At 71.9% G+C, this 18,540-nt stretch carries 15 protein-coding genes and 1 pseudogene; 8 read left to right on the forward strand and 8 right to left on the reverse strand.

What is annotated here, in order from left to right:
* Nucleotides 1-169 precede the first annotated feature (169 nt).
* Both ACIBJG_RS22065 and ACIBJG_RS22070 read left to right on the forward strand, forming a co-directional pair.
* Complete coding sequence (locus ACIBJG_RS22065) at nt 170-1,492, forward strand: M14 family metallocarboxypeptidase (protein WP_399309629.1); 1,323 nt, start codon at nt 170-172, stop codon at nt 1,490-1,492.
* Nucleotides 1,493-1,566: 74 nt separating this feature from the next.
* Nucleotides 1,567-3,312 (forward strand): BCCT family transporter, encoded by a 1,746-nt coding sequence (locus tag ACIBJG_RS22070; protein WP_399309631.1) that lies wholly within the window; start codon nt 1,567-1,569, stop codon nt 3,310-3,312.
* A gap of 27 nt (nt 3,313-3,339) precedes the next feature.
* On the opposite strand, the gene ACIBJG_RS22075 is transcribed toward ACIBJG_RS22070, so the two are convergent.
* Entirely contained in the window at nt 3,340-4,302 is a 963-nt protein-coding gene (locus ACIBJG_RS22075; RefSeq protein WP_399309632.1) for an FAD-dependent oxidoreductase, read from the reverse strand.
* A 67-nt stretch (nt 4,303-4,369) separates the two neighbouring features.
* On the opposite strand from ACIBJG_RS22075, the gene ACIBJG_RS22080 reads away from it, so the two are divergent.
* Nucleotides 4,370-5,404, forward strand: coding sequence for an oxidoreductase (locus tag ACIBJG_RS22080; protein WP_399309634.1), 1,035 nt, complete (start codon nt 4,370-4,372; stop codon nt 5,402-5,404).
* Between the two features lie 82 nt (nt 5,405-5,486).
* Nucleotides 5,487-7,124 (forward strand): ABC-F family ATP-binding cassette domain-containing protein, encoded by a 1,638-nt coding sequence (locus tag ACIBJG_RS22085; RefSeq protein WP_399309636.1) that lies wholly within the window; start codon nt 5,487-5,489, stop codon nt 7,122-7,124.
* 191 nt (nt 7,125-7,315) lie between these two features.
* Here the strand turns inward: ACIBJG_RS22085 and ACIBJG_RS22090 are convergent, their stop codons facing one another.
* Complete coding sequence (locus ACIBJG_RS22090; RefSeq protein WP_399309638.1) at nt 7,316-9,763, reverse strand: Tex family protein; 2,448 nt, start codon at nt 9,761-9,763, stop codon at nt 7,316-7,318.
* A 155-nt stretch (nt 9,764-9,918) separates the two neighbouring features.
* Nucleotides 9,919-10,776, reverse strand: a complete 858-nt coding sequence (locus tag ACIBJG_RS22095) for a hypothetical protein (protein ID WP_399309640.1) — start codon at nt 10,774-10,776, stop codon at nt 9,919-9,921.
* A gap of 133 nt (nt 10,777-10,909) precedes the next feature.
* Here ACIBJG_RS22095 and ACIBJG_RS22100 point away from each other — a divergent pair, with 133 nt between their 5' ends.
* Together ACIBJG_RS22100 and ACIBJG_RS22105 are read left to right on the forward strand one after the other, a co-directional pair.
* Nucleotides 10,910-11,866: a GlxA family transcriptional regulator gene (locus ACIBJG_RS22100; RefSeq protein ID WP_399309641.1), complete on the forward strand. Its 957-nt coding sequence runs from the start codon at nt 10,910-10,912 to the stop codon at nt 11,864-11,866.
* A gap of 30 nt (nt 11,867-11,896) precedes the next feature.
* Nucleotides 11,897-12,535: a DJ-1/PfpI family protein gene (locus ACIBJG_RS22105; RefSeq protein WP_399309643.1), complete on the forward strand. Its 639-nt coding sequence runs from the start codon at nt 11,897-11,899 to the stop codon at nt 12,533-12,535.
* Nucleotides 12,536-12,542: 7 nt separating this feature from the next.
* Here ACIBJG_RS22105 and ACIBJG_RS22110 read toward each other — a convergent pair whose 3' ends face one another.
* Nucleotides 12,543-13,301: an enoyl-CoA hydratase/isomerase family protein gene (locus ACIBJG_RS22110; RefSeq protein WP_399309646.1), complete on the reverse strand. Its 759-nt coding sequence runs from the start codon at nt 13,299-13,301 to the stop codon at nt 12,543-12,545.
* Between the two features lie 80 nt (nt 13,302-13,381).
* Between ACIBJG_RS22110 and ACIBJG_RS22115 the strand changes: the two genes are divergently transcribed.
* Complete coding sequence (locus ACIBJG_RS22115) at nt 13,382-14,014, forward strand: HdeD family acid-resistance protein (RefSeq protein ID WP_399309648.1); 633 nt, start codon at nt 13,382-13,384, stop codon at nt 14,012-14,014.
* Nucleotides 14,015-14,148: 134 nt separating this feature from the next.
* Complete coding sequence (locus ACIBJG_RS22120; protein WP_399309650.1) at nt 14,149-14,604, forward strand: ATP-binding protein; 456 nt, start codon at nt 14,149-14,151, stop codon at nt 14,602-14,604.
* Between the two features lie 24 nt (nt 14,605-14,628).
* Here ACIBJG_RS22120 and idi read toward each other — a convergent pair whose 3' ends face one another.
* The 4 genes and pseudogenes from idi to galE form a co-directional block, all read right to left on the reverse strand.
* Nucleotides 14,629-15,222, reverse strand: coding sequence for an isopentenyl-diphosphate Delta-isomerase (idi, locus tag ACIBJG_RS22125; protein WP_399309652.1), 594 nt, complete (start codon nt 15,220-15,222; stop codon nt 14,629-14,631).
* Between the two features lie 148 nt (nt 15,223-15,370).
* A pseudogene (locus ACIBJG_RS22130) lies at nt 15,371-15,871 on the reverse strand (GNAT family N-acetyltransferase); the annotation flags it as partial.
* A gap of 312 nt (nt 15,872-16,183) precedes the next feature.
* The gene (locus tag ACIBJG_RS22135) at nt 16,184-17,125 is read right to left on the reverse strand and encodes a cation diffusion facilitator family transporter (protein ID WP_399309654.1); all 942 of its coding nucleotides are present in this window, start codon (nt 17,123-17,125) and stop codon (nt 16,184-16,186) included.
* A gap of 167 nt (nt 17,126-17,292) precedes the next feature.
* Nucleotides 17,293-18,276, reverse strand: a complete 984-nt coding sequence (gene galE, locus ACIBJG_RS22140) for a UDP-glucose 4-epimerase GalE (RefSeq protein ID WP_399309656.1) — start codon at nt 18,274-18,276, stop codon at nt 17,293-17,295.
* Nucleotides 18,277-18,540: the final 264 nt, after the last annotated feature.

Consider the following 18,540-nt stretch of genomic DNA (forward strand, 5'->3'; position numbering starts at 1 on the left):
TGCGCAGTCTGTCATCCCGCGCGAGAAGCGTCGTGTACATGGTCGTGCGACGACTCCTGGGAACCGGCCGACAGCCGAACCCCGCGCAGGTCTGTCGCGCGGGGCGCCGTTCGGGATACCTTCCGCGCATGCCGATACGCGCACGGGGCGTGACCCGGCGAACGGACCGATGACCCGACCCGGCCGGAACCGCCCCCGCAGGCCCCCCGGCCGTCACCGCATCCGTAACCTCACCCTGACCGCCGTCGCCACCGCACTGGCCGTCCTCATGGTGACCGCACCCTCCGAAGCGGCGCACACTCCGCCCCGTACGGGATTCGAGTCCGCCGCCGGCGCGCGGTGGACCGACGCCGACGAGGAGCGGTCGCTGCTCGCCGCCGCCGACCGGCACAGCGACCGGGTGACCGTGGACCGCATCGGTACGACGCGGCAGGGACGCCCCCTGCGCCTCGTCCGGATCGGCGGCGGCGCTCCGGCCACGCTCACCGTGCTGCTGGTCTGCAGCCAGCACGGCGACGAACCCGCCGGCCGCGAGGTGTGCCTGGAGACGATCCGCGACCTCGCCTACGCCACGGACCCGGCGACCCGCGCCCTTCTCGCCCGCACCGAGATCCTCGTCCTGCCCACCGCCAACCCCGACGGTCTGGCCGCCGGAACCCGTGGCAACGCCGACGGGCTGGACATCAACCGCGACCACCTCGCCCTGCGGACCGCCGAGGCCCGTGCCCTCGCCGCGGTCATCCGGGACCGCACCCCCGATGTCATCGACGACCTCCACGAGTACGGCGCGACCCCGCCCGCCTACGACAAGGACCTGTACGCGCTCTGGCCCCGCAACCTCAACGCCGACGACCGGGTGCACGAAGCATCCGAGCGCCTGGTCGAACGCTACGTGCGACCGGCCGCGCGGGACGCCGGATTCAGCAGCGGCCGTTACGGGGTCTGGACCGACCCGGTGACGGGCGGCACGCTCAAGCAGACGGCGGGCGACGGACAGGAACGCATCCTGCGCAACACGGCGGCCCTCAAGCACGCGATCGGTCTGCTCGTCGAATCCCGCGCGGACGCGCTCTCCGAGGCCGAGCAGACCGAACCCGCCCTGGGGCAGCGACGCCGCGTAGGCTCCCAACGCGCCGCGCTCAACGCCCTTTTCGCCTACGCGGACGAGGAGCGCGACCGGATCCGTGCGGCCACCGCCCGCTCGCGCGCCGCCGGGTTCGCCGACGCGGGGCCGGTGTACCTCGGCGGAGCGGACAACGAGGCGGCGGAGCCCGGCGAGATCCTCACCGACCCGCCCTGCGGCTACCGGCTCACTGCGGACCGGTACGCCGGCGTGCGGGACGAACTGGCCCTGCACGGCGTCACGTCCCGGCCCGACGGGGACGGTGTGTACGTGACCCTGCGGCAGCCCGCCCGGAGGCTGATCCCGCTCCTCCTGGACCGGCGGGCGACATTTCACCTCACAAACGGTCAACCCGATACCGCTTGTTGATCCCGGGAGATGCACACCGCGTGTGGTACTGCCTACGGAGAGCGAATTTTCAGCTTCCGTGAAAGGTGCCATTCGTGTCGCAGGACGATCAGAGAACGGGCGGCAGGGGGGATCTGTCGGTGACGGCGGATCTGCCCGGCGATCCGACCCAGGGCCGGCGCCCCACGACCGACCGGGTGGTGTTCGGCGTCGCCGCGGTCCTCACCCTCGCCTTCGTGGTCTGGGGAGCCACCGCCACCGACTCCCTGGAGGACGTGTCCGACACGCTGCTCAACGGTCTCCTCCACAACGGTGGTTGGGCCTTCATGCTGGCCGCCTCCGGGTTCGTGGTCTTCGCCCTCTGGCTCGCCATCAGCCGGTACGGAAAGATCACGCTCGGCCAGGAGGGTGAGGAGCCGGAATTCAAGACCGTGTCCTGGGTCGCGATGATGTTCAGCGCCGGCATGGGCATCGGCCTGATGTTCTACGGGGTCAGCGAGCCGCTGGCGCACTTCACCGACCCGCCGCCCGGCACCCACCCCGCCGACGCCGCCGAGGCGCTGCAGACGGCGATGGCCACCACTCTCTTCCACTGGACGCTGCACCCCTGGGCGATCTACGCGGTGGTCGGGCTGGCCATCGCGTACAGCACCTTCCGGCGCCGCAGGCGGCAGACGATCAGCGCGGTCTTCGAACCGCTCATCGGCGCCCGCCACGCCCACGGCGGGTTCGGCCGCCTGATCGACATCCTCGCCATCTTCGCCACGCTCTTCGGCTCAGCCGCCTCGCTGGGCCTGGGCGCCCTCCAGATCGGCAGCGGATTCCAGGAGCTGAACTGGCAGGAGAAGACGGGCACCGGGCTGCTGGTCCTGATCATCGCCGTGCTGACCGTCGCCTTCGTCGCCTCGGCGGTCTCCGGCGTGGAGAAGGGCATCCAATGGCTGTCCAACATCAACATGGTGCTCGCCCTGATCCTCGCCGTCTTCGTGTTCATCGCGGGCCCCACGATCATCGTGCTGGATCTGCTGCCCACCTCGCTCGGCGCCTACCTCGGTGATCTGCCCCAGCTCATCGGACGTACCGAGGCGACCGGCGAGGGCAAGGTGGCCACGTGGCTGGGCAACTGGACCGTCTTCTACTGGGCCTGGTGGATCTCCTGGACGCCCTTCGTCGGCATGTTCATCGCCCGGATCAGCCGGGGCCGGACGATCCGCCAGTTCATCGGAGGCGTCATCCTGGTGCCCAGCACCGTGAGCCTGGTCTGGTTCGCCATCTTCGGCGGAACCGCGATCAAGCTTCAGGAGGCCGGCAGGCTGAGCGGGGCGGACACCCCGGAGGCCCAGCTCTTCGGCGTGCTGGCGGAGTTCCCGATCGCCACCGTGATGAGTGTGCTGGTGATGGTCCTGGTCGGCATCTTCTTCGTCTCGGGCGCGGACGCCGCCTCCATCGTGATGGGCACCCTCTCCCAGAAGGGCATCCTCGAACCGGCCAAGTGGGTCGTCGTCTTCTGGGGTGTCGTCACCGGTGCCGTGGCGGCGATCATGCTGCTCATCGGGAACGGCAAGGGCAATGCGCTGGAGGGCCTGCAGAACCTGACCATTCTGGTGGCCGCGCCCTTCACCATCGTGATGATCGGCATGTGCGTGGCCCTGATGCGGGACCTGCGCGAGGACCCGCTCATCGTGCGCCGCGAGTTCGGCGTGGAAGCCGTCGAGTCCGCGGTCATCGAGGGGCACGCCAAGTACGACGGCGACTTCGAGATCCGGATCGGCCCCGGCGGCAGCCAGGTCACCACCGAGCGCCACGACAAGCCCGGCGGTTCGACGCCCGCGGACGACTGATTCGCGTCACCCCGGGCACGCGGCGGCTCAGCCCACCAGATGGGCCGCCGCCTCCGCGCACCCCAGAGCCACCGTCACGCCCGCGCCCCCGTGCCCGTAGTTGTGCACCAGGCGGCCGCCGCCGGGCAGCGGCTCGGCCTCGATCCGCACCCCCGCGTCCCGGGCCGGCCGCAGTCCCACACGGTGCCCGATGACCCGTGCCCGGGCGATCTCCGGCCGGATCCGGGCGCACCGGGCCACGATCTCCCGTGCCGTACGGGGATCGGGCACCGTGTCCCAGTCGTCGGCACCGGCCGTGCCGCCGAGCACCAGCCGGCCCGGCTGCGGGAAGAAGTACGTCGTCTCGCTCGACGCCGGGTCCGCCTCGGTGAACCACTCCTCGATCCCGGGGTTCTCCACCAGCACCAACTGGCCGCGCACCGGGCGCACCCCGGAGTCGGGAACCAGCTCCCGGGCGCCGAGCCCCGTGCAGTTGACCACGGTCCGAGCCTCCGCGGCCGCCTCGTCGAAGGAAGCGATGGTCCGCCGTTCCACCGAGCCCCCGGCCGCCCTGACCCGCCTCTCCAGCCACTCCAGGTGGACGGGCATGTCGATCAGCGGCAGCCGGCACCGCAGCCCCTCGGCGGTCTCCACCACACCGTCCAGCTGCCCCGCCCAGGGCCCGAGCGCGGCGAGCCGCTCACCCCGGTGCATTCCGTCGACCAGCCGCACGCCGGTCTCCCGCGGACGGGCGGCCAGCTCCTCGTACCACCGGAGCGACGCCAGCGACCAGTCGCCCACCCAGTCCTGCGGTTCGATCCGGTACGGCCACCACAGGGCGCCCGCGACCGCGGACGTCGTGGCCGAGGACGGTGCCGCGGACCAGACACGCACCCGGTGGCCGCGCTCCGCGAGCACCATCGCCGTGGTGAGACCACTGACCCCACCGCCCACCACGATCACATCCGCCCCTGCCGCCCCGCCGCCCCTGCCCGTCACGTCTTCACTCATGGCCGGACGCTAACGGAAATCCACGATGCCGTGCTCACAACGGCCTCCGGACGGGAATACTCGGGTCATGTCTGCCCCGTACGCGACCTTCGGTCTGGCACCCGCCATGCGGGCCGGCGGGGTCCTGGCCAACGGTGACCACCAGGTGCACCGGGACTTCATGGACTTCCTCGTCGACGGCCGCCCGCTGCTGTTCCGTCTCTCCGACCTCGACGCCGTCTCCCCGCTCGCCTCCGACGTACCGCCCGCGATCTTCACCACCCATGTGCGCCGGCTGCTGCTCGAAGCCGAGGCACCGCTCGCCGGCGGACGCTATGTGATCTACGGCTGCCCCGAGTGCGAGAGCCTCGAATGCGGCGCGGTCACCGCCGTCATCGAACGCGACGGGACGGACGTCGTGTGGCGGGACTTCGCCTGGCAGACGTACGAGTCCGTCGACCTGGAACAGGGCGGGTACCGGGACATCGGGCCGTACCGCTTCGACGGCGAGCAGTACCGCCGCGAACTGGAACGACTCCTCCCGCCTTCTGGCCCGGCACCGGCACCGGCCGCCCGCCGCATCCTGCTCATCGGCGCCCGCGTCGCCGTCCTGGCACGGCTCGCCGCCGCACTGCGCACCATCGGTATCGGCGCCGACATCGCCGCGGACGCGACCCTGGTCTCCGCCGAGGAACTGCGCGCCTACCGGGCCGTCGCCTTCGGCCCCGCGGTCACCGAACCGGAGCGCACCGCCGTGCGGCAGGCCTTCGAACGGGCCGGCGCGGACCTCGCGTACGTCGACGGCCTCGTCCCGGTCGTCCCCGTCCTCGTCGCCCAGGTCGAGCACGCCGTGGACCGCGGCGCCCCCGCCCAGCGCCGCCTGGTCCGGCTCGACGCGACGGACGGCACGGCCACCGTCGAGGTCACATCCGCCTGCCGCGTCAGCCTGGTCGCGTACCGCCTCGACCGGCTGTCCCGCCCCCGCAGCCAGGAGGCGTTCAACGGTTTCCTCGAACCGGGGGAGCACCGGATCCCGCTGGACGCGCGGTCGGTGAAGGGGCGCGCCTGCCTCGTGGCACGTACGACGGGAAGTGTGCTGGTCGCGCCCGTGGTGCACGGCTGAGGGACCGCCGGCCGCTCCCGCGCGTCACCGGCGGGCCTGCCCGCCCGGGGCGGTCCGGCGGCCGATTAGGATCAGCACCCTGATGACTGCCACTCTCGTCGCCAAGGATCTCGCCGCCGGACACGGCGACCGCACTCTCTTCGCCGAGCTCGACCTCGTGGTCGCGCCCGGTGACGTGATCGGTCTCGTCGGAGTCAACGGCGCCGGTAAATCGTCGCTGCTCCGGCTGCTCGCGGGCCTCGACCAGCCGGAGGAGGGCGAGCTGCGGCTCTCCCCGCCCACCGCCACGGTCGGCCACCTGCCGCAGGAACCGGAGCGCCGCCCCGGCGAGACCGTGCGCGAGTTCCTGGCCCGCCGCACCGGCGTCGCCGACGCCCAGGCCACGATGGACACCGCCACGCAGGCCCTGGTCGACGGGGCGGCCGGAGCCGACGACGCGTACTCCGAGTCACTGGAGCGCTGGCTCGCCCTCGGCGGCGCCGACCTGGACGAGCGGGCCGAGGAGGTCGCCGCGGAGCTGGGCCTCACTGTCGGACTCGACCTGCCGATGACCGCACTCTCCGGCGGCCAGGCCGCCCGCGCGGGGCTCGCATCGCTGCTGCTGTCGCGCTACGACGTCTTCCTGCTCGACGAGCCCACCAACGACCTGGACCTGGACGGTCTGGAACGACTGGAGCGGTACGTCTCCGGGCTGCGCGCCGGCACGGTCGTCATCAGCCACGACCGCGAGTTCCTGATGCGCACGGTCACCAAGGTCCTCGAACTCGACCTCGCCCAGCAGCAGATCAACCTGTACGGCGGTGGCTACGCGGCCTACCTGGAGGAGCGCGACCGGGCCCGCAGGCACGCCCGCGAAGAGTTCGAGGAGTACGCGGACAAGCGCTCGTCGCTCGAAGGCCGGGCCCTGATGCAGCGCTCCTGGATGGACAAGGGCGTCAGGAACGCCCGCCGCAAGGCCGGCGACTCCGACAAGATGGCCCGCAAGTTCCGCAGCGAGTCGAGCGAGAAGCAGGCCGCGAAGGCCCGCCAGACCCAGCGCATGATCGAGCGCCTCGATGTCGTGGACGAGCCGCGCAAGGAGTGGGAGCTGCGGATGGAGATCGCCTCCGCGCCCCGGTCGGGCTCCGTCGTGGCCACCTTGCGCGAGGCGGAGGTCGTCCGCGGCGACTTCTCGTTCGGGCCGGCCTCGCTCCAGATCGACTGGGCGGACCGGGTCGCCATCACCGGCGCCAACGGGGCCGGCAAGTCGACTCTGCTCGCGGCCCTGCTCGGCCGGCTCCCGCTGGACTCGGGGCACGCGAGCCTGGGCTCGGGCGTGGTCGTCGGCGAGGTCGACCAGGCACGGCAGCTGTTCCACGGCTCGGAGTCGCTCCTGGAGGCGTTCTGCGCCGCCGTCCCGGACACGGAACCCGCCGAGGTCCGTACGCTGCTCGCCAAGTTCGGGCTGCGCGCCGACCATGTGATGCGCCCGGCGACCACCCTCTCCCCGGGCGAACGCACCCGGGCCGCGCTCGCCCTCCTCCAGGGCCGCGGCGTCAACCTCCTCGTGCTGGACGAGCCCACGAACCACCTGGACCTGCCCGCGATCGAACAGCTGGAGTCCGCGCTCGACTCCTACACGGGGACGCTGCTGTTGGTCACGCACGACCGCCGGATGCTGGAGGCGGTCCGCACGACGCGCCGCGTCGAGGTGGCGGCGGGCCGCCTGACGGAGATCTGACCCGCCAGCCCTTCCGATCCGCCCCAGCTCCCTGCCGAGCCAGTCCGGCCCGCCGGGCAAATCCAGCCCCTCCGGCGTTTGAGGAGCGGGGTCCGGGGCGGAGCCCCGGTTACGGGAAGGGGCGGGGCGGGGAGGAAGGCCCGCGGCAGGCGCACCCCGCCCCGCTCCGCCCCACCTCGCCCCCGCCTGGGCTACCGCTTCTTGCCGCCCTGCTTCGGATCCAGCAGCCCCGCACGCCGCAGCGCGTCGGCCATCGCCCCGTTGGCCGGCGACGCAGCCGGAGCCTGACGAGCGCCGCCGTTGCCGCCCCCGCCACCGCGCCGGTCACGCCCTTGGCCGCCCTGGCCGCCGGCCTGACCGCCCCGCGCGCCCGATCCGCCCTGCCCCTGACCCTGCCGTTGCCGCGGCGGACGCCCGCCGCGCTCACCGGCGGGGGCACCGGAGCCCGCACCGGCGGCCCCCGCACCCGCCTCGTCGTCCAGCCGCAGCGTCAACGAGATCCGCTTCCGCGGGATGTCGACCTCCATGACCTTGACCCTGACGACGTCACCCGGCTTCACGACATCGCGGGGGTCCTTCACGAAGGTCCTCGACATCGCCGACACGTGCACCAGACCGTCCTGGTGCACCCCGACGTCCACGAACGCGCCGAACGCCGCGACGTTCGTCACGACGCCCTCCAGCACCATCCCGGACGCCAGGTCGCCGATCTTCTCGACGCCTTCCTTGAAGGTGGCCGTCTTGAAGGCGGGACGCGGGTCGCGGCCCGGCTTCTCCAGCTCCTTGAGAATGTCGCTGACGGTCGGCAGCCCGAACTTCTCGTCCACGAAGTCGTCCGCCCGCAGCGTCCGCAGCACGCCCGAATTGCCGATCAGCGAGGCGACATCGCTGCCCGTCCGCTTCACCATCGCGCGGACCACCGGGTACGCCTCCGGGTGCACACTGGACGCGTCCAGCGGGTCGTCGCCCCGGATACGCAGGAAGCCGGCGGCCTGCTCGTACGCTTTCGGGCCCAGCCGGGCCACGTCCTTGAGGCCCTTGCGGGAACGGAACGGACCGTTGGCGTCGCGGTGCGCCACGATGTTCTCGGCCAGCCCCGACCCGATGCCGGACACGCGCGAAAGCAGCCGCGCCGACGCGGTGTTGACGTCGACCCCGACCCCGTTCACACAGTCCTCGACGACCGCGTCCAGCGAGCGCGACAGCTTCACCTCGGACAGGTCGTGCTGGTACTGCCCGACCCCGATGGACTTCGGGTCGATCTTCACCAGTTCGGCAAGGGGGTCCTGGAGGCGGCGCGCGATCGAGACGGCGCCACGCAACGACACGTCCATGTCGGGGAGTTCCTGCGAGGCGAAGGCGGAGGCCGAGTACACGGAGGCACCCGCCTCCGACACCATCACCTTGGTGAGCTTCAGCTCCGGGTGCTTGTCGCACAGTTCACCGGCGAGCTTGTCCGTCTCGCGCGACGCGGTGCCGTTGCCGATCGCGATCAGATCGACGTCGTGCGCCTTCGCCAGCTGCTCCAGCTTGGCGAGCGACTGGTCCCACTTGTTGGCCGGGACGTGCGGGTAGATCACATCGGTCGCCACGACCTTGCCGGTCGCGTCGACGACGGCGACCTTCACCCCGGTACGGAAGCCGGGGTCGAGTCCGAGCGTGGCCCGCGTCCCGGCCGGTGCGGCGAGGAGCAGATCGCGCAGGTTGGACGCGAAGACACGCACCGCCTCGTCCTCCGCCGCCGTACGCAGCCGCAGGCGGAGGTCGATCCCGAGGTGGACGAGGATCCGGGTCCGCCACGCCCAGCGCACCGTGTCGCCCAGCCACTTGTCACCGGGGCGCCCACGGTCGTTCACCCCGAAGCGGCGGGCCACCATGTTCTCGTACGACGACGGACCGGATGTCTCGGACGGCTCCTCCGGCTCCAGGACCAGGTCGAGGACGTCCTCCTTCTCGCCCCGGAGCATCGCCAGCACCCGGTGCGAGGGCAGCGCGGTGAACGGCTCGGCGAAGTCGAAGTAGTCGGCGAACTTGGCGCCCGCCTCCTCCTTGCCATCCCGCACCTTGGCCATCAGCCGCCCGCGCGACCACATGCGCTCGCGCAGGTCGCCGGTCAGGTCGGCGTCCTCCGAGAAGCGCTCGGTGAGGATGGCGCGGGCCCCCTCCAGGGCCGCGGCGGCGTCCGCGACCCCCTTGTCCGCGTCGACGAAGGCCGCGGCCGCGGCGAGCGGGTCCGTCGACGGGTCTTCGAGCAGCCCGGACGCGAGCGGTTCGAGACCGGCCTCACGGGCGATCTGTGCCTTGGTCCGCCGCTTCGGTTTGAACGGCAGGTAGATGTCCTCCAGGCGTGCCTTCGTGTCGGCGGCCCGGATCTGCGCCTCCAGCGCCTCGTCGAGCTTGCCCTGCTCCCGTACGGATTCGAGGATCGCCGCGCGGCGCTCCTCCAGCTCCCGCAGGTACCGCAACCGCTCCTCGAGCGTGCGCAGCTGCGCATCGTCGAGCATCTCGGTCGCTTCCTTGCGGTAGCGCGCGATGAACGGCACGGTCGATCCGCCGTCGAGCAGCTCCACGGCCGCCTTCACCTGTCGCTCGCGTACGCCGAGCTCCTCGGCGATCCTGCCTTCGATGGACGTCGTCACGGTTCTACCGACTCGCCTTCTCCTGCTGGCTGTGCTGGTCGGGCCCGGGGCCGGCCGTTCGGACCGGCGCCGGAGCCACTCGCCTGCATTGTGCCGGGTGGCCGGGTGCCGTGTCGCCCGACCACCCCAGTTACCGGCCGCTGGTTTCCGGCAGGTCAGCCGGTCGCCTCCGCCGGAAACGCACCGGCCGCCAGCGCCATGCCGAGGAATCCGCGCCCCAGCTCCGTCAGCCGGGCCACGCCCGCGCCGCCGAGATGTTCGTACGGTGCCAGGTCCATCCGGTCCGTGGCCTCCTCCAGGCCGGCCCGCAGCGCGGTGCCCTCGTCCGTCAACTCGCCCTCGGCGGTGAGCAGTCCACGCTCGCGCAGCCGCGCGGACGCCTCCTCCCAGTCGGTGCGCCGCCAGCCGCGGCTGGCCAGGATCCAGCGCGTCGCCATGCCCTTGCCGGTGGCGGTGTGGCTGACCAGGGCCTCCACCGGGTCGAGCGCGGCGGCGAGGAGAGTGGCGAGATGGGCGTCGCCGCGGTGCTCACGCAGCAGCGTCGCGGCGTGCCAGTACGCCAGGTGCGGCTGCTGCGGCACCGGGAGATCCGCGTGCGCCGCGTAGAGCGGCCGGGCGTGTCGCGTACAGCCCTCGGTGGCGCGCAGAGCCAGCCGCGCCGCCTCGGCCATCTCGGGGGAGGCGATGACCTCCTCGCCGAGCAGCCGGCGCAGTGTCGAGTCGGCGGCCCGCAGCCGTGCCGCCAGGACCGTCTCGGGCGAGGCGATGTCCCAGACGGCGGGCACGTACCGGGCCACGAACTCGTGGTTGAAGTTGTAGAACGTGGCGGTGACGGTGCCGGGGCCGACCGCGCCCAGGGCGGCGGCGCGCGCGGCGAAGTAGGCGGTGGCGGGATCGTCGATCCCGATCCCGCCGAGCTCCTTGCTGAGGTCGGGGGAGAAGTAGAGCGTGGAGTGCAGCGGGTTGAGGGCGTTGTGGCAGCGGCGACCGGCACGGGGCGGGAGAGTACTCATACCCGCACGTTACCGACTGGTCGGTACGTGCCGGAACCCCGGGAACCGCGTGAGTTGTGCCGCAACCGGCATGGCAGGAAAGGTGGGAATCTCGTCATTGCGGCCATCCGTCCGGCTGCCCAGGATGGCGTGCATGAAGCAGCGATCCGTACTCGTCCTCCTCTTCGACGGCATCCAGAGCCTCGATGTGACCGGGCCCATGGAGGTCTTCGCCGGCGCCTCCCGGTTTCCGGACGTCTCGTACGAGCTGCGCACCGCCTCGCCGGACGGCGCGCCCGTGCGTGCGTCCTGCGGCCTCACACTGGTCCCCGACGGCAGCCTCGCCGACGCCGCGACGCCCCACACCCTTCTCGTCCCGGGCGGTGCGGGCACCCGGGATCCCGCCCCCGCTCTCGTCGACTGGCTGCGCGTGCACGGCCCGCACCCCGAACGGCTCGTCTCCGTCTGCACCGGCGCCCTGCTCCTCGCCGCGGCCGGACAGCTGGACGGGCACCGGGTGACCACCCACTGGAACGTCTGCGACCACCTCGCCCGCACCCACCCCGCCGTCGAGGTCGACCCCGAGCCGATCTTCGTGCGGGACGGCCGGCTCGCCACCTCCGCGGGGGTCACCGCGGGCATCGACCTGGCACTCGCACTCGTCGAGGAGGACCACGGCCGCGAGGTGGCGCTCACCGTGGCCAGGCACCTGGTGGTCTTTCTGCGCAGGCCCGGCAACCAGTCCCAGTTCAGTGCCCAGCTCACCGCCCAGACGGCCCGTCGCGAACCGCTGCGCGAGGTCCAGCACTGGATCACCGAACACCCCGGCGAGGACCTCTCCATAGAGTCCCTCGCCGCCCGCGCCCGGCTCTCGCCCCGCCACTTCGCCCGCGCCTTCCGGACCGAGACCGGCATGACACCCGGCCGGTACGTCGACCGCGTCCGCCTCGAACAGGCCCGCCGGCTCCTGGAGGACACCACCGACGGCGTCACCGGGATCGCGCGCACCTGCGGATACGGAACCCCGGAGGCGATGCGCCGGGCATTCCTCAAGGCGGTGGGCACGGGACCCGCCGAATACCGCCGGCGGTTCAGCCCCCACCCGAAGTGATTTCACCGACCGGAAGGCAGGAACTCACCCATGCAGATCGCCATCCTCCTCTTCGACCGCTTCACGGCGCTGGACGCCGTAGGACCGTACGAGATCCTGAGCCGGGCGCCCGGCGCCGAGACCGTGTTCGTCGCGGAGTCGGCCGGCGCGGTGCGCAACGACAGCGGCGGCAGTCTGGCGCTGGTCGCCGACCGGACACTGGCCGACGTCCCGGCACCCGACCTGGTGATCGTCCCGGGTGGCCCCGGGCAGAGCGCCCAGATGGACAACGAGAACCTCCTCGGCTGGCTGCGCCGGGCCGACGCCACCAGTACCTGGACGACCTCCGTCTGCACCGGATCGCTGCTGCTCGCGGCCGCCGGACTCCTGAAGGGGCGGCGCGCCACCTCGCACTGGCTCGCGCTGGAGACGCTGAAGGAGTACGGAGCCGAGCCGACCGGCGAACGCGTGGTCACCGACGGTAAGTACGTCACCGCCGCAGGCGTCTCGTCGGGCATCGACATGGGCCTCACCCTGCTCGGCCGGATCGCCGGTGACGAGTACGCCCAGGCCGTGCAACTGCTCACGGAGTACGACCCGCAGCCGCCGTACGACGCGGGGTCACCCGCGAAGGCCCCGGCCGCGATGGTTCAGGAGTGGCGGGCCAAGAGCCGCTTCATCCTCGAGTAGGGAGCGCTCACTTTCCGGCCGGCCAGCTGAAGCGCGGGGCGCGGCGCTCCAGGAAGGCGGCGACACCCTCCGCGGTGTCGCCGCTGCGGCGCGCCTGCTCCGCCCAGTGCGCGTCCCGGTCCTCGCGCCCCGCGGCGAACTCCTTCGCCGCCGCCTGGGTCAGCTGCGAACGGGACGCCAGCGTCCGTACGTACGCCCCGACCCGCGTCTCCAGCTCGCCCACGGGCAGCACTTCGTCCACCAGGCCCGTCCGCAGCGCCCGTTCCGTGCCGATCAGCTCGCCGGAGAACAGCAGGTGCTTCGCCGTCGCCGGGCCGGTCAGCGCGACCAGCCGACGGGTGGAGGACGCCGCGTAGACGATCCCGAGCCGGGCCGGGGTGACGCCGAAGGACGCCCCCTCCTCCGCGAACCGCAGATCGCAGGCGGCGGCCAGCTGGCTGCCTCCGCCCACGCAGTAGCCGCGCACCGCGGCGAGCGTCGGCCGGGGAAAGGCGGCCAGCGCCTCCTCCGCCGCCACAGCGAGTCCCTGCGGGGCGCCGGACGGATCGCGGAGCGAGGAGATGTCCGCACCGGCACAGAAGGTGTCCCCGGCGCCGGTCAGCACCAGGGCGCGCACGGAGGGGTCGGCGGCCAGCCCTTCGAGCAGCACGGGCAGCGACTGCCACATGGCGGCCGTCATCGCGTTGCGCTTGGCGGGGTTGCTGATGACGACGGTGGCGACGCCGTCCACGACGGCGTGCTCCAGCCGGGGTTCCGTACGGTCCATACGCCGGATGCTATCCATGCGGTTCGAACCTATGATCAAGAAGGGGTCGCGAAGCAGGCACGCACCCTGAGGAGTTCGTGGTGGCCGATCCCGTAGAAGAGGGCAGGAAGCTCCACCGCGGTTTCAGCGGTCTGGCCCTGCTCGGCATCCTGCTCGTCGTCGCCGGCCTGGTCGGCCTCGTCTACACGGGCGTCGCGACGCTCACCTCGATGATCCTCTTCGGCTGGCTGCTGCTCATCGGCGGCCTGGTCGGCCTGCTCCACGCGGTCCAGTCACGCGGCACCAGCTACTTCTGGCTGGGCGTGGTCGTCGCGGCGCTGAACATCGCCGCCGGCGTCGTCGTCATCCGTCACCCCCACGGCACCGCGGAGGCGCTGACGATGTTCGCCGCGCTGCTCTTCCTGACGGGCGGGGTGTTCCGCCTCGTCGGCAGCGTCGTGGTGCGCGGGCCCCAGTTCGGCTGGACGCTGCTGCAGGGCGCGTTCGGACTGCTGCTCGGGCTGCTGGTCCTCTTCGACTGGCCGCACAGCAGCCTCTACGTACTCGGCTGCTTCTTCTCGCTCGCCCTGCTCTTCGACGGGCTCGGCCTCATCGCGGTCGGTGTCGGGGGCCGCCGCATCGTGTCGATGGTCTCGGACCGGATGGTGCCCGGCACAGGCGCGGACAGCCCTTCGGAACCCCCGGAGGAAGTCCAGAAGCGGTCCGAAAGCTGACGCACCCACACCGATTCGGTCAAGTTCCGTCGATTGGGGTCGACTTCTGTTCAGTGGTACGGACCGAACCGACTACGCCCCGCACCCTGTACTCGACGTGCAGTCACCACCGAGTGGAGAGCGGGTACCGGACAATGGAGAGCCGCGGGAGTGTCCCCGCCCGGCCCGTGTCGTACGAGGGGGTCTGGCGGTTCACCGCCCCGGCCACGGACGTCTCCGTACCCCAGGCCCGGCACGCCGTACGCGATCTGCTGGAACGCCAGGGCGTCCCCCTGGACGACGACATCGCCCAGGGCCTCCTGCTCATCGTCTCCGAGCTGGCGACCAATGCCGTGAAGCATGCCGCGCTGCTCTCGCCGGAGCTCGCGGTCGAGGTCGCCGTCGGCGCCGAGTGGATCAGGGTGTCCGTCGAGGACAACCACCCCTACCGGCCGACGGCGCTGGAGACGGACTACGCGCAGACCGGGGGGCGCGGGCTGCTGCTGGTGCGTGAGATCACCCGGGAAGCGGGCGGCATCTGCGACGTGGAGCACACCGCGGGCGGCGGAAAGGTCATCTGGGCGGCGCTGCCGCTCCGCACCCGCCTGTGACCCCTCCGCGCCGACGCGTCGCCGCTACCAGCCGGCGGCCGGTCCCGTCAGCTCCCGGATCGCGGGACGGGCGGCATCCAGCACGGTCATGAACCAGGCGGAGAAGGGGGCCCGGGCGTGCCGCTCGGTCAGCTCTCCGGCCGTCACGAAAGCCGTCTCTCCGACCTCCTCCGGATCCGGCCGCAGCTGGTCCTGGGCCATGCCCACGAAGAGGTGGTTGAACTCCTGCTCGACCAGACCCGACGCGGGATCCGGGTGGTTGTAGCGCACCGTGCCCGCCTCGGCCAGCAGCGAGGGCGAGATGCCCAGCTCCTCGTACGTCCGCCGGGCGGCGGCGGCGAAGGGCGCCTCGCCCGGATACGGGTGACCGCAGCAGGTGTTGGACCAGACACCGGGGGAGTGGTACTTGCCGAGCGCGCGGCGCTGGAGCAGCAGCCGGCCCTGCTCGTCGAAGAGGAACACCGAGAAAGCCCGGTGCAGTTGACCAGGGGCCTGGTGAGCGGCGAGCTTCTCCGCCGTGCCGATGGTGGTGCCGTTCTCGTCGACCAGTTCGAGCATGATCGCTTCTGCTGCGCCGTTCGACGAGCTGTTCGCCGCGGTGGCTGGTGTGGTCGGCATACCCATCCTTCGCTATGGTCCCGGCCCCGTGCGCCGGTCCCGTCGAGTCTGCTCAAGTCTGCCGTACAAAGGCGGCTTGCCCGTACTTCGGGTCCTGGCATGTCCGGCCCCGCCGCACCACCCGGGCGCGGCGGGGCCGGACAGAGCGTCAGACCCCGAAAGCCGCCGGATACTCAATCGTGCCCCGCGGAACGGGCACGGAAGCGTCCAGGACCAGAGCCATCATCGCCTCGTCCGGCACCTCGAAGCCCGGCCGGATTCCATACCGCGACGCGGGCACGAAACCGAACTTCGGGTAGTACTCGGGATGACCGAGCACCAGCACCAGGGGCTCCCCGCGCCGCTTGGCGGCGTCGAGCAGGGCCCGCACCACGGCCTGCCCCGCGCCCCGGCGCTGATGCCCGGGGGCAGTGGCAACCGGGGCCAGCGCGAGTGCCGGTACGTCCCCGACGAGGCAGCGGGTCAGCAGGGCGTATGCGGCGATCGACCCGTCGGCGGCCTCGGCGACGTACGAGAGCCCGGGCAGCCAGGCCGAGGGGTCCTCGCGCAGGGCGTCGACCAGATCGGCCTCCGCCCGCGTCGGGAACGCGGCGGCGTTGACCGCGTGCACGGCAGCGGTGTCGGCCGCCGTCTCTGGACGGGCGGACCAGTGGGCGACGGCCCGCGGGCGCTCCGGCCCGCACTCGTGCGGCGAGGAAGGCGCGGTGTGATCGAAGGAGTGATTGTTGTCGGTCAACGTGGGAAACCCTTGGGGGAGCGGGCTCCGGCCGACGGGCCGACTCGGTGTGAGCCGGGTGTCAGCCGAGAACCCTGGAGTGGGAGCAGGACCGGTGGGTGCGCCGGGTGGGCGCCTTCGCGGCGGTCATCAGTCCCAGCTCCTCTCACGTACACAGAACTCACGCGGGCAGAGATTCGTACACCGCTGCGAAAACCCTACACCTCGGTTTCACCCGGCCCCGGGTCAGTGGCACAGCCTCGCCTCGTGCTCGGCGTGGCCGCTCGGCTCCAGCTGGAAGGTGCAGTGCTCGACGTCGAAGTGGTCGCCGAGACAGCCCTGCAGTTCGTGGAGGAGCTTCTCGTGCCCGATCGAGTCGAGGAACTCCTGATGCACCACCACATGGGCGGAGAGCACCGGCATCCCCGAGGTGATCGTCCAGGCGTGCAGGTCATGGACCTCGATCACCCCGGGCAGGGCCGTGATGTGGTCGCGCACCTCACCCATGTCGACCCCCGGCGGCGCCGACTCCAGCAGCACGTTCAACGTCTCGCGGAGCAGCTTCACCGTGCGCGGGACGATCATGAGCCCGATGACCAGCGAGGCGACCGGGTCCGCGGCCTGCCAGCCGGTCGCCAGGATGACGGCCGCCGACACCAGCACGGTGACCGAACCCAGGGCGTCCGCGAGCACCTCCAGATAGGCGCCGCGCACGTTGAGGCTGTCCTTCTGCCCGCGCACCAGCAGCGACAGCGACACCATGTTCGCGACCAGGCCGACCAGGGCGAACGCGATCGTCAGCCCGCCCCGGGTCTCGGCCGGGGTGATGAAACGCTCCACCGCCTCGAAGAGCAGATAGCCGCCCACCCCCAGCAGCAGGAGACAGTTGGCCAGCGCGGCGAGGATCTCGGCACGGGCGTAGCCGAAGGTCCGGTTGGGTCCGGCCGCCTTGTTGGCGAAGTGGATCGCCAGCAGCGCCATGCCCAGCCCGAGGGCGTCGGTCGCCATGTGGGCCGCATCGGCGATCAGCGCGAGGGAGCCCGACAGCACACCCCCGACGACCTCCATGACCGCCACGGCGAGCGTGATGCCCAGCGCGATCCGCAGCCGTCCCTTGTACGCGGCGGCCGCCGTGCCCGTGGGCGCGGGTCCTCCGTGCGCGTGCCCGTGATCGTGCCCTGCCCCCATGGGGACGCCTCCCGGTCGTCTGCGGGCCCGGACGCGAACGGCCCGGGCACTGTCAGTGAACTACGGGTGGGGGGTATCGGGCAACACGGCAGTGAACACCGTTGTCAACTCCTCTGACCTGCGGAAATGCTCGCAGGTCAGAGCGACGGACCGGCCCGCGCGAACCCCTACGGCGCAGACGTGCCGGGGTGGTGGAGCTGCCAGCCCCGCCAGGCCGACTCGACCATCTCGCGCACCCCGCGCCGGGCCGTCCAGCCCAGCTCGCCGGACATCCGGTCGCACGAGGCGACCGCCTTCGCGGCGTCCCCGGCCCGGCGCGGCTCGATCTCGGGCTTCAGCCCGTAGCCGGTGATCTCCGCCACCAGATCGGCGAGCTCGCGCACCGAGACGCCCTCACCGCGGCCGATGTTCACGGTCAGGTCCCCGGGACCGTCCTGCGCGGTCAGCTGCCGGGCGACGGCCAGATGCGCGTCGGCCAGGTCGGCCACGTGGATGTAGTCGCGGATGCAGGTGCCGTCGGGCGTGGCGTAGTCGTCCCCGAAGATCCGCGGCGCCTCACCGCGGGTCAGCCGGTCGAAGAACATCGGGATCACGTTGAAGACGCCCGTGTCCGACAGATGCGGCTCGGCGGCGCCCGCCACGTTGAAGTAGCGCAGACAGCCGGTGGACATGCCGTGCGCCCGCCCGGCCGCGCGCACCAGCCACTCGCCGGCGAGCTTGGTCTCGCCGTACGGACTGATCGGGACGCAGGGCGCCGCCTCGGTGATCATCTCCGCCTCCGGTACGCCGTAGACCGCGGCCGACGACGAGAACAGGAAGCGCCGCACCCCGGCGGCCACGACGGCCTCCAGGAGGACGTTCAGCCCGGCGACGTTCTCCCGGTAGTACAGGAGCGGCTTCTCGACGGATTCGCCGACCTGCTTCTTCGCTGCGAGATGCACCACACCGGTCACCTCGTGGTCCGCGAGCACCCGGTCCAGCAGCGCGCGGTCGGCTGCCGAGCCGCGGACCAGCGGGACGTCGTCCGGCAGCCGGTCCGGATTGCCCGTCGAGAGGTCGTCGAGGACGACCACCCGCTCCCCGGCCCCCCTCATCGCCCGCACCACGTGTGCCCCGATGTATCCGGCCCCGCCTGTGATCAGCCATGTCATGCCGGCCAGGTTAGTCCGGCGACGTGGGCGGGGCGTCGCCCACCCGTCCCCGTGACGGAGGGCCCGTGTTTTGTCAGGCGAGGCGGCGATCGACGATGATGATCGCGAACGGGGCCGGATGATGCCGGTCCGCCCGGAACGGAGCACAAACGGGCAGTGAACTCCCGCTTCCGTTCATCCGATAGCCTCTGCCGACATGCCGCCGGCCGCATTCAGGGCCGCACTGTCGCGCGCCGACCCGTGTCAGCACCAAGGAGTGAGTTC

Source organism: Streptomyces sp. NPDC050422 (assembly GCF_044458665.1).
Lineage (GTDB): Bacteria > Actinomycetota > Actinomycetes > Streptomycetales > Streptomycetaceae > Streptomyces.

What these genes read in the sequence shown, in the direction of transcription:
- ACIBJG_RS22065 (WP_399309629.1), top strand. Translation starts at nt 170, where the DNA reads ATGACCCGACCCGGCCGGAACCGCCCCCGCAGGCCCCCCGGCCGTCAC.
- ACIBJG_RS22075 (WP_399309632.1), bottom strand. Translation starts at nt 4,302, where the DNA reads ATGAGTGAAGACGTGACGGGCAGGGGCGGCGGGGCGGCAGGGGCGGAT.
- ACIBJG_RS22080 (WP_399309634.1), top strand. Translation starts at nt 4,370, where the DNA reads ATGTCTGCCCCGTACGCGACCTTCGGTCTGGCACCCGCCATGCGGGCC.
- ACIBJG_RS22085 (WP_399309636.1), top strand. Translation starts at nt 5,487, where the DNA reads ATGACTGCCACTCTCGTCGCCAAGGATCTCGCCGCCGGACACGGCGAC.
- ACIBJG_RS22095 (WP_399309640.1), bottom strand. Translation starts at nt 10,776, where the DNA reads ATGAGTACTCTCCCGCCCCGTGCCGGTCGCCGCTGCCACAACGCCCTC.
- ACIBJG_RS22100 (WP_399309641.1), top strand. Translation starts at nt 10,910, where the DNA reads ATGAAGCAGCGATCCGTACTCGTCCTCCTCTTCGACGGCATCCAGAGC.
- ACIBJG_RS22105 (WP_399309643.1), top strand. Translation starts at nt 11,897, where the DNA reads ATGCAGATCGCCATCCTCCTCTTCGACCGCTTCACGGCGCTGGACGCC.
- ACIBJG_RS22110 (WP_399309646.1), bottom strand. Translation starts at nt 13,301, where the DNA reads ATGGACCGTACGGAACCCCGGCTGGAGCACGCCGTCGTGGACGGCGTC.
- ACIBJG_RS22120 (WP_399309650.1), top strand. Translation starts at nt 14,149, where the DNA reads ATGGAGAGCCGCGGGAGTGTCCCCGCCCGGCCCGTGTCGTACGAGGGG.
- idi (WP_399309652.1), bottom strand. Translation starts at nt 15,222, where the DNA reads ATGCCGACCACACCAGCCACCGCGGCGAACAGCTCGTCGAACGGCGCA.
- ACIBJG_RS22135 (WP_399309654.1), bottom strand. Translation starts at nt 17,125, where the DNA reads ATGGGGGCAGGGCACGATCACGGGCACGCGCACGGAGGACCCGCGCCC.
- galE (WP_399309656.1), bottom strand. Translation starts at nt 18,276, where the DNA reads ATGACATGGCTGATCACAGGCGGGGCCGGATACATCGGGGCACACGTG.